The 11,120-nt window shown below is 38.3% G+C and carries 7 protein-coding genes; all 7 read left to right on the forward strand.

The genetic code is table 11. The annotated features are described in order from the left end of the window. On the forward strand, positions 1 to 153 hold a 153-nt coding region (locus IPM51_07915), incomplete at its 5' end, for a hypothetical protein (GenBank protein MBK9284235.1). Continuing rightward, on the forward strand, positions 150 to 2,138 hold the full coding sequence (locus IPM51_07920; GenBank protein MBK9284236.1) for a tetratricopeptide repeat protein: 1,989 nt from the start codon (positions 150 to 152) through the stop codon (positions 2,136 to 2,138). The genes IPM51_07915 and IPM51_07920, both read left to right, overlap by 4 nt. After that, on the forward strand, positions 2,138 to 2,845 hold the full coding sequence (locus IPM51_07925) for a nucleotidyltransferase family protein (protein MBK9284237.1): 708 nt from the start codon (positions 2,138 to 2,140) through the stop codon (positions 2,843 to 2,845). The genes IPM51_07920 and IPM51_07925 overlap by 1 nt, the downstream gene beginning before the upstream one ends. Continuing rightward, positions 2,820 to 3,365, forward strand: coding sequence for an HAD family hydrolase (locus IPM51_07930; protein MBK9284238.1), 546 nt, complete (start codon positions 2,820 to 2,822; stop codon positions 3,363 to 3,365). The genes IPM51_07925 and IPM51_07930 overlap by 26 nt, the downstream gene beginning before the upstream one ends. Next, positions 3,362 to 4,123, forward strand: a complete 762-nt coding sequence (locus IPM51_07935; GenBank protein MBK9284239.1) for a glycosyltransferase — start codon at positions 3,362 to 3,364, stop codon at positions 4,121 to 4,123. Before IPM51_07930 ends, IPM51_07935 begins: the two co-directional genes overlap by 4 nt. A gap of 163 nt (positions 4,124 to 4,286) precedes the next feature. Then, positions 4,287 to 4,751 carry a hypothetical protein gene (locus tag IPM51_07940; GenBank protein ID MBK9284240.1) on the forward strand — a complete coding sequence of 155 codons (465 nt, stop codon included), beginning with the start codon at positions 4,287 to 4,289 and terminating at the stop codon, positions 4,749 to 4,751. 12 nt (positions 4,752 to 4,763) lie between these two features. After that, positions 4,764 to 10,934 carry a gliding motility-associated C-terminal domain-containing protein gene (locus tag IPM51_07945; protein ID MBK9284241.1) on the forward strand — a complete coding sequence of 2,057 codons (6,171 nt, stop codon included), beginning with the start codon at positions 4,764 to 4,766 and terminating at the stop codon, positions 10,932 to 10,934. Positions 10,935 to 11,120: the final 186 nt, after the last annotated feature.

An 11,120-nucleotide genomic window follows, 5' to 3' on the forward strand; every position in this document is an offset into this window, starting at 1 on the left:
AAATTCAAACAAAAACAATTGGTGGATGAATTGGTGAATATGAATGCAATTGATTTTGCAGAACAGAAAAACATACTGGAAAAAAAATACGACGAGTGGAAAGGTAATTTAGAACAGATTGATGACATAACTTTAATAGGTTTTAAAATATGAATTTTAAAATTGCCTTAAGTATTGTTTGTTGCATTTTGTTTTTGGCTACTGTAAAAGCTCAAAACAAAAAAATAGACAGTTTATTGTCGGTAATCCACACCATGCATGATACCGACAAAGTAATCACTTTTGTCAATATTTCCCGGTTTTATGAGTCCAATGATCCAACAACTGCATTAAAATTTGCCGATAGTTGTTTTAAGTATGGAAAAAAATTAAGTGATAAGTGGATGGCTTCAGCCTATAGTTCTAAAGGCAGTTGTTTGTGTACTATTGGTAAATATGACGAATCCATAGATTTACATTTGAGTGCCATGCGAATTTTGGAAACTACCGGCAATGCAAGGCAGCTAGCCAATTGTTATAACAATTTGGCCAATGCTTATATGGGTTTGGGTGATGACGAAAAAGCAACTGAATTCTTTTTTAAAACTTATGATATTTCTAAAACCAATTCGGCATTGGAAGATATGTTGGCGGTGGCTTCTTTCGGAATTGGGAATATGTTGGGAAAGAAAGGGGAATACAAAAAGGCGATAGAAAAATATAAATTATGCAGGAGTTATTTTAAAAAGATAAATAATGTAGCCTATGAAGCCTTGGCTTTAAGTATGATGGGAGAAAGCTTTAAACTTGATTCTAATTTGGTAGAGGCAGAAAAATGTTTTGTGATGGTGGATGCCATGTCGCGTAGTGTAAATGATGAATATGGTTTAGCTTTAAATTTGATTAATTTGGGGGATATAGAAATAGGTAAAAAAAATTATAAAAAGGCCGCACAATATTATGAAGAGTCGTACGCAATAAATCTTAAACGTAAGGCATTAGATAATATCAGAGGTGCTGCACAAAAGCTAAGTGATTTGTATGAAAAGCAAGGACTGTATAAAGAGGCTTTGGACTATCATAAAATTTACATGCAGTATAAAGATTCTGTGATTAATACAGAAAGAAATAAAGCCATAGCCGAATCCGAATCCAAATACGAATCAGAAAAAAAAGAACAGCAATTGCAATTGCAAAACGCTGAAATAGAAAAATCACATTTAAAGGTTACCCAACGAAATAATTTGCTCGTTGTTTTTGCTATCGCATCTATGATTTTTGTTGTTCTTTTATTTTTTGTTTTCAGATCTTATAAGGAAAAGAAAAAAGCAAACGATTTACTCACCAATAAAAACAAAGAGATTGAACAAAAGAACCATTTGATTGAAGAGAAGAATAAGGATATTACCGATAGTATAAATTATTCTAAACACATTCAGCGTGCCATTTTACCGGCTGATAAATACATTAAATTTCATTTAAAAAACTCTTTTGTTCTTTTTAAACCTAAGGACATTGTGAGTGGAGATTTTTATTTGGTGGATGAAGTAGTGGGTTTAATTTATGTGGCCGTGGTGGATTGTACGGGTCATGGTGTTCCCGGTGCCATGTTAAGTGTGTTTGCTAATTCCACAATTAAAAACACCATTGCAAGCAATAGTTTTAGAGATAATCCGGCTGCTATTTTAAGTGATTTATGTTTTCAGTTTAAAAGCAATTTAATTTCCGATAACTCCAGTGTTTCTATAAATGATGGCGTTGATATGGCTATGTGTGTAATAGATAAAGCCAATCAAAAAATTTATTTTGCCGGCGCCCGAAATGGATTAATATCGATAAGCAAAAACGAAGTAAGAGAATATAAAGCAGATCGTTGGGGTATTAGCGGTACTAACACCGCACAGCAATTATTTTTCACCAATCATGAAATCAGTTACAATACCGGCGATAAGTTTTATTTAACAACGGATGGTTATTATGATCAGTTCGGTGGCGCTAACGGTAAAAAATTAAAGTTTAAAACGCTGCTCGAAATTTTAAAAAGCACATCTACGCAATCTTTGCAGGAACAAGCCTTAAATCTCGAATTGGAATTTGAGAAATGGAAAGGTAATTTAGAGCAATTGGATGATGTAACATTATTTGGATTTGAAGTTTGATAAATGAAGCAATAATATTAGCAGGTGGTTTTGGTACGCGATTAAAAAATGTAGTGTCCGATGTTCCTAAGCCCATGGCTCCAGTAAATGGTCAGCCTTTTTTGGTTTATCTCGTTAATTATCTTAAACATTATGGGGTTAATAAAATTGTTTTTTCTACCGGTTACTTAGGCGAAGTTATTGAGCAATATTTCGGTAAAGAATTTAATAATATTAGTATTGAGTATTCTCTCGAAAACTCCCCCTTAGGTACAGGAGGAGGTATTCGCCTGGCGATGAATAAAATTACCGGCGAACAATGTTGGGTATTAAACGGCGATTCTTTTTTTGATGTGGATTTGAAAAAGATGTATCAACTTCATGAAAATTCAAAAGTTGAAATGAGTATTGCGCTTAGAAAAGTGCCAAATGCTTCCAGATATGGTTGTGTTGAAGTGGATAGCGTAAATAATATTACAGTTTTCAATGAAAAAAGTGCCGTGACCGCTGCCGGTTTAATTAATGGAGGGGTATATTTATTAAATAAAAAGTATTTCCTCACAAATACAATACCTGATACTAATTTTTCTATTGAAAGAGATTGTTTTCCCGAATCGGTAAAACAAAAACAAATTAGCGGATTTGAGTTTAACGGTTTTTTCATAGATATTGGCATTCCGGAAGATTATAACAAAGCACAAAATGACTTTAAGAAATTTAAATATTGATAAAAGCTGGACGCTCTTTTTAGATCGAGATGGAGTTATTAATAAAAAACTCGACAATGATTATGTTAAACATTGGATAGAGTTTGAGTTTTTAACCGGAAGCTTAGAGGCACTTAAAAATTTAAATTCCTTTTTTCAGATTATTGTGGTGGTAACCAATCAACAAGGCATTGGTAAAGGATTGTATAGAGAAGAAGATTTGGAAATCATTCATAAAAATATGATTTATGAAATTAATTATATGGGCGGAAGAATTGATAAAGTGTATCATTCGCCCTATTTAAATGAATTAAATCACCCTACCAGAAAACCTTCCACTGGTATGGGATTGGCGGCACAAAAAGATTTTCCGCAGATCGATTTTAGTAAAAGTATTATAGTTGGGGATAGCATAACGGATATGCAATTCGGTAAAAATTTGGGTATGAAAACTGTTTTTATTTCAGATGCCGAAAGTAAAAATGAGTTCATTGATTTTCATTTCCCTTCCTTATTAGCATTTAGCCAAGCCATCATTTGAAAATTTCTATCATAACCATTTGCTTTAATGCTGCTGAAACGATTGAGAAAACAATCCTATCTGTAATTAATCAAAATTATAAACAACTTGAATATATTATAATTGATGGTGGCTCAACGGATAGTACAATGGACATTGTAAATAAACACAAATCTAAAATTCAAAAAATAATTTCAGAAAAGGATAAAGGTTTGTATGATGCATTAAATAAGGGATTGAATTTAGCAAGCGGCGATGTTATTGCTTTTTTGCATGCCGATGATGTGTATGCGAATAATGAGGTACTTGAAAAATACGCCAATGTTTTTTCAGTTACCCATGCTGATGCTGTTTATGCTGATTTAGTATATATATCGCAGGAAAAACCTGATAAAATTGTGAGAAAATGGATAAGTGGAAAATATAAACCCGGCGCATTTATGAATGGTTGGATGCCTCCTCATCCAACACTTTTTATCCGAAAAAGAGTATTTGAGAAATACGGAAATTTTAATAGCAGTTTTACTTCTTCGGGCGATTATGAATTGATGTTGAGGTTCATTCATAAATTCAAAATCAATTTAGCCTATTTAAACGAATTAACGGTGAGCATGCGGGTTGGCGGAAAAAGTAATAAGAGTTTAAAAAACAGATTGATAGCGAATAAAGAAGATAGACTCGCCTGGAGAATAAATGATTTAAAACCCAGGCCTTACACTAGATATCTGAAACCTTTCAGAAAATTGCTCCAATTTCGCAAATCCAACATGTCAAAATAGTATATTTATTCTTTGCTTTTCATATCCAAAAGACAGATTTTAAGCCATTTATCTTTGTTCATAACCTGTTAATTGAGGGAATTAACCGCTTAACCGAGTAAATAGGGCTAATCAGGTAGCAATAAAGGTTTGAAGATTGGTCATTTATTACGAAATTCAGAGGATGAATAAGAATACAACTTTTCGACTTTTTTGGCTTTCATTCATTTTTTGCTTAGCTATTGACCCGACAAATTTTATAATCGGACAAAACAATCAATTACCAAGTAATTTGGTTATTGGTAATTGGCAAAATGCCATACTCCGCGCCGACGGCTTAACCGAAATTGATGGGGTGGAAGCATTCTGTCAACTAACTGTGTGTAATCAACAAGAGTTTATCATTATAAAATTTATTAATAAAAATAATTATGCGGTTAACGTAGAATGGAAAGATGCTGTATTTCATAATGGAAATTGGTATTACGCTTCAAATCCAAATAATAAAACTTTAAATATTCCTGCCAATTCTACGGCAGAAGGTTCTTGTCAAGGTGCTCTGAATTTGAAATTATCGAAAAATTCAATTCAGGATGTGCCACAAACATTCGAGTATTTCACAGTTTCAGGATTAAAAATTATTCAATAGAAAAAATTTAAAATGAAAATTAATTATTTGCACAACGCAAAAGTATCTTTCGGTAGCAAATTTGTAGCGATTTTATTTTTGCTTTTCACTTTTCAATTAAAATCACAAGTAGTTATTACTAATACTGTTACTTGGACTACAGGTTGGTGTAATATTTGCGGCCCTCAAACCGGAAATTATGCTTGTGCACAAGGTTCCGGTTCTGGAAATTGGAACAATGGAATTAGAACATTTGCCACTGCAATTCCTCCGGGAAATGTGGTTACAGGCGTTTGTGTTACTGTGAATAAAGTGGATTGCGGTCTTACCAATCTTTGTGTGAACATCAATGGTGTATTGATCGGATGTCAAAACGTACCTCCCGGAACCAATTGTAGTTGCGGTGCTTGCTGGCCAATGACTTTTTGCCAAGCATTTCCTTGTCCAACCGGTCTCCCTAATTTTAATTTAAACGGAAATAATCAAATTCAATTAGTGAATACCGGTAACCTTTGTGTGAACAATGCAGTTATCACTTTAACATACATGACTTGTTGCCCAACGCCAACTATTTTAGCAACTGCCAATCCGGCATCAGTTTGTCCGGGTAAAAGTAGTACGCTAACCGCTAGTGGTGCCGGAATTGGTGGAACATACACATGGCAACCTGGTGGATTAGTTGGTCAAAACGTAGTGGTTACTCCCGGCGCTACTACAATTTATACAGTAACAGGTACAACCAGTTTAAATTGCTCTAGTACTCGCACTGTTCAGGTTACAGTAAATCCTTTACCTGTATTAACACCTAATAGTAATAGTCCAATTTGTGCCGGTAAAACCTTAAGTCTCACAACCAATGCCATGAGTTCATATACCTGGTCGGGACCAGGCGGTTGGTCTTCTAACTTACAGAACCCAACACGTAATCCTGTCGTCGCAGGAGCATATACTCTTATTGCTACTTCAGCTCTTGGCTGTACCAATACAGCCATTGTAAATGTAATTGTCACACCTAACCCTACACCAACAGCAACCAATAACGGTCCGCTGTGTCCCGGTGCATTTTTGCTATTAACAGGCGGTGGTGGTGGTACCTATAATTGGACCGGGCCTAATGGATATACAAGTCCCGGACAATCTCCGTTTATAGCCAATGCTCAGCCTTCGGTAGCGGGAGTATATTCCTTGATGGTTACCGTTAATGGTTGTACTAATGTTACAACTACCTCGGTGGTAATTAATCCTGCTCCTACCCCTATAGCCAATAGTAATAGCCCTGTTTGTTTAAATAAGCCATTAAATTTAATAGGCCTTGGCGGGGTTACTTACACATGGACAGGACCAAACGGATATACCTCTACCCAACAAAATCCGGTAATTGCCTCGGCGCAATTCAGTAATGCCGGGGTATATACCTTAGCGGTAACTAATGGAAGCGGATGCGTAGGGACCACCACAATTAATGTTATTGTAAATCCATTACCCACACCAATTGTAAACAACCCGTTGGTTTGTTTAGGTCAACCCATTAATTTAACCGCAAGCGGAGGAACGGCATATGCCTGGAGCGGACCGTTAGGATATAATTCAAATGTACAGAACCCGGTAATTCCAAACGCTCAGTTAAATATGAGTGGTGGATATTCTGTAGTTGTAACCAGCGCGGCAGGTTGTACTGCTCAAGCGGTTGCCAACGTAACGGTCATCACCTTACCACAACCAACACTTACTACAAATTCTCCGGTTTGTCAGGGAGGTGTTTTAAACTTAATTGGAAGTGGAGGAACAACTTATACTTGGACCGGACCTAATGGATTTGCGAGCAACTTGCAAACACCATTCATTGCCAATGTTCCATTAGCAGCAAGTGGTATTTATTCTTTAATGGTAACGGTAGGAACCTGTACCAACATAGTAACAGCTTCAGTAACGATAAATCCATTACCAACGCCAACGGCGCAGTCTAATAGTCCTGTATGTTTAAATCAACCCATTAATTTAACAGGCAGCGGAGGAACGACGTATACTTGGACAGGTCCCGGAGGATATTTGAGTAACCAACAAAATCCGGTAATTGCTTCGGCACAGTTTAGTAATGCGGGCACTTATACATTAACAGTAACCAATGCTAATAACTGTGTAAACAATACCACGGTAAATGTGATCGTAAATCCATTACCTGTACCCATTGTAAACAACCCATTAGTTTGCTTAAATCAACCTATTAACTTAACGGCAAGCGGGGGCACAGCTTATGCCTGGAGCGGACCGTTAGGATATACATCCAATCAACAAAACCCAACCATATTAAACGCACAGTTAAACATGAGCGGGGGATATTCGGTAATTGTAACCAGCGCGCAAGGTTGTACCGCTCAAGCGGTAGCCAACGTAACAGTCATTACTTTACCGCAACCGATTATCCAAAGCAGCAGTCCGAATTGTGTGGGATCTACCTTAACCTTTACCGGAAGCGGTGGAGCTACCTACAACTGGAGTGGACCAAATGGTTTTGCCAGCGCCTTACAAAATCCTAGCATTCCTAACGTGCAGTTAAATGCAAATGGCATATACACTTTAATAGTAACTGCAGGAACTTGTTCAAATGTAACAACAGCCTCAGTAATGATAAATCCATTACCAACACCTACAGCACAGTCAAATAGTCCGGTATGTGTGTTGCAGTCGATCAACTTAACAGGCAGTGGAGGAACGACTTATACTTGGAGTGGTCCGGGAGGATATACTTCTAACCAACAAAACCCGGTGATTGCAGTAGCACAAGGCTCTAATGCAGGTGTGTATACGTTAACGGTAACCAATGCAAATGGATGTGTTAATTTTACAACAACAAACGTTGTAGTGAATCCACTTCCGGTTCCGGTGGTGAGTAACTTAACGGTATGCTTAAATCAACCTATTAACTTAACGGCCAGCGGGGGCACGGCCTATGCCTGGAGCGGACCGTTAGGGTATACATCCAATCAACAAAATCCAACCATATTAAATGCGCAATTGAACATGAGTGGAGGTTATACAATGGTAGCAACTAGCGCACAAGGCTGTACAGCCTCGGCGGTAGCCCAGGTAACAGTATTACCATTACCACAGGCTACTATAACCAGTAACAGTCCGGTATGTTTTGGATCTACCTTATCCTTCACAGGAAGTGGAGGAGCTACGTACAACTGGAGTGGACCAAATGGATTTGCCAGTTTATTACAAAACCCAAGCATACCTAATGTGCCTCTAGCGGCAAGCGGAATTTATTCATTAATTGTATCAGTGGGAACTTGTACGAATGCCACTACGGCATCGGTAACAGTAAATGCCTTACCAACACCAACGGCTCAATCTAATAGTCCGGTGTGTTTATTACAGCCAATTAATTTTACGGGACTTGGCGGAGTAACTTACACTTGGAGTGGACCTGGTTTAAACACCATTCAACAGAATCCGACCATTGCAGTAGCACAAAACACCAATGCAGGTAATTATACTTTAACTGTAACAGATGCCAACGGCTGTGTGAATAATGTAGTGACCAATGTGGTAATAAATCCATTACCTGTGATTGTGGTTAATAACCCAACAACCTGCGTAAACACAAACATTAACTTGACATCAAGTGGCGGAGTGGGTTATTCCTGGAGTGGGCCTTTAGGCTTTACATCCATACTTCAAAACCCGAGTATTCCTTTAGCACAGGTAAATATGTCAGGAGCATATACGGTAACAGTTACCACGGTAAATGGTTGTACGGCCCAATCGGTTGCAAACGTATCAGTTATTGCCTTGCCTCAACCAACGGCAAATAGCAACGGGCCAAAGTGCGTTGGGCAGAACTTACAATTATTGGGCAGCGGTGGAATGACATTTAGCTGGGTAGGACCAAACGGTTTTTTCAGTGCAACTCAAAATCCTGTAATTACTAATGTACAATTAGCAGCCGGGGGAGTTTATACTTTAGTTTCTACTGCCAATACTTGTACAAATTCTACTACGGTAAATGTGGTTATCAATCCATTGCCAACACCAAATATCATCAGCAACAGTCCGGTATGTTTGAATCAGCCATTAACTTTGAGTGGTAGTGGTGGAACAACTTACACTTGGACAGGTCCAGCAGGATATTTAGACATTACCCAAAACCCAACCATAGCCGTAGTTCAGAACAATAATGCCGGTACATATACCCTAACCGTTACAGATAATAATAATTGTACTAATACAATAACCAGTGTAGTGGTTGTAAATCCATTACCTGCAGTATCCGCCAATGGAGCGGCGGCCTGTTTAAGTACACCAATTAATTTAACTTCGTTTGGAGCGGCGCTTTATAGCTGGAGTGGTCCAAGTGGATTTACTTCTAACCAGCAAAACCCGGTGATTCCAATTGCTAACATGTCTCACAGCGGTCAGTACACGGTTATAGGCACCAGCGCCCAAGGTTGTACGGCACAGGCGGTGGCCAATGTAACAGTAATTGCATTACCGGTTGCCAGTATCAGCGCAGCGGACCCTTGTATTGGAGGAAATTTGATATTGATAGGTAACGGAGGAACAAGCTATAACTGGACGGGACCAAATGGCTTCACCAGTTCGTTCTCAAATCCAGTGATCAATAATGTTACTTTAGCAGAAAGCGGAATTTACAATCTAACGGTTACTGTTGGTCCTTGCAGCGGCTCAACCAGTCATTCTGTTACGGTACATCCGTTACCTATACCGATATTAACCAGCAACAGTCCGATTTGTTTAAAGGAGATGATTACCATGTCAGGTTCGGCGGGGAATGCATACACCTGGTCGGGACCTAACAATTACAACGGTTCAGGCACTACCATTAACTTATTAAATGCATCATTCTCGCATGTGGGAACCTATACCGCAACGGCTACCGATATATTTGGATGTGTGAATACAGAAACCATATCCATTGCGGTAAATCCGTTACCTGTTGTTGGTACTAAAGGTTCAACGCTTTGCGCAACAAAAACAGTTTCATTAGAAGTAGGAGGAGGATTAACTTATAATTGGAGTGGACCATTAGGATTTAGTTCTACCAGTTCAAGCATACAAATCCCAAATGCAACACCGGATATGAGCGGAACGTATACTGTTATTGTAACGGATGGCAACAGTTGTAACAATACGGGAGTAGCCCATGTGAGTGTGATGCCCTCACCGGCCATTGATGTTACGGCAACTTCACCAATTTGTGCCAACCACACCATTCAGTTAACGGCCTTTGCTCCAACGGGGAACACTTACTTCTGGAGTGGGCCAAATGGCTTTTTAACCACGCAGCAAAATCCAAAAGTGATAGATGTAAATCAGGCAGCCGGAGGAACGTATACCGTTCAGGTAACTGATCCTATAGGTTGTGTTGGATTTACAGTGATACAAGTGGAAGTAAAACGTGCACCGCAAATTAATATCGCTAGCGATAAGCTCAATGGTTGTGTTCCTTTGTGTGTAAATATTACACCAAGTAATGCAGGAGATTTAAGTAATATTATCTGGGAGTTCGGAGATGGCAGTGTGGCTAACGGCATGAGTGCGTCAACCTGTTACAATAAAGCGGGTAATTACTTTGTTAAAGCAACCTACACAAATAAAACAGGATGTAAGAATGTAAGTGATTTAGCTATACAAGCCTATCCAATACCGGTAGCTGACTTTAATTATGCGCCTACCAAGCCAACAGTGAATGAACTTATCGATTTCAGAGATGCCAGTTCAGAGGCTAACGTGGTGCAGTGGACCTGGAACTTCTCGCATCAATATGCCAAGCCGGCCTTTAGTTCGCAAGTAGGTGTGATTTATGAAAATCCGGGAGCCTATGCTGTAGCATTAATGGTAGTGAGTGATCATGGGTGTAAAGACACCATTGTAAAACAAATTGTAGTAGAAGAAGATTTTGCCATCTATGTGCCAGATGCCTTTACACCTAACGGAGATGGAGTGAATGATGTTTTCCAGCCAAAAGGAGTGGGCATTACCAATTATGAGATGAACATTTTTGATCGCTGGGGTGAGCGTATTTTCACAACCAATGACATGGAAATTGGATGGGACGGAACATTCCCAAGAAGAACAGATCAGGAGATCAAACAAGATGTATATGTTTGGCACATCAAACTCATGAGCGTTAGAGGAAAAGCCAAAGAATTAAGTGGCAAAGTAACTTTGATTAAATAAAAAATCATTCAAAATGTTTAAGCCCCCGAGTCGAAAAATTCGGGGGCTTTTTCTGTTATAAGAAGAGCTCCTAAAATTATTTAGATTCTTGTAATTTCTCTAACATGAGTAAAGCTATGTTATAATCGAGTGCAATGATTTAAATGATTACTTAAATTTCAATGAGAAGTGACAAATTATAACGAA

This window comes from Sphingobacteriaceae bacterium (genome assembly GCA_016715905.1).
In the GTDB taxonomy this organism is placed as follows: Bacteria; Bacteroidota; Bacteroidia; order B-17B0; family Aurantibacillaceae; genus Aurantibacillus.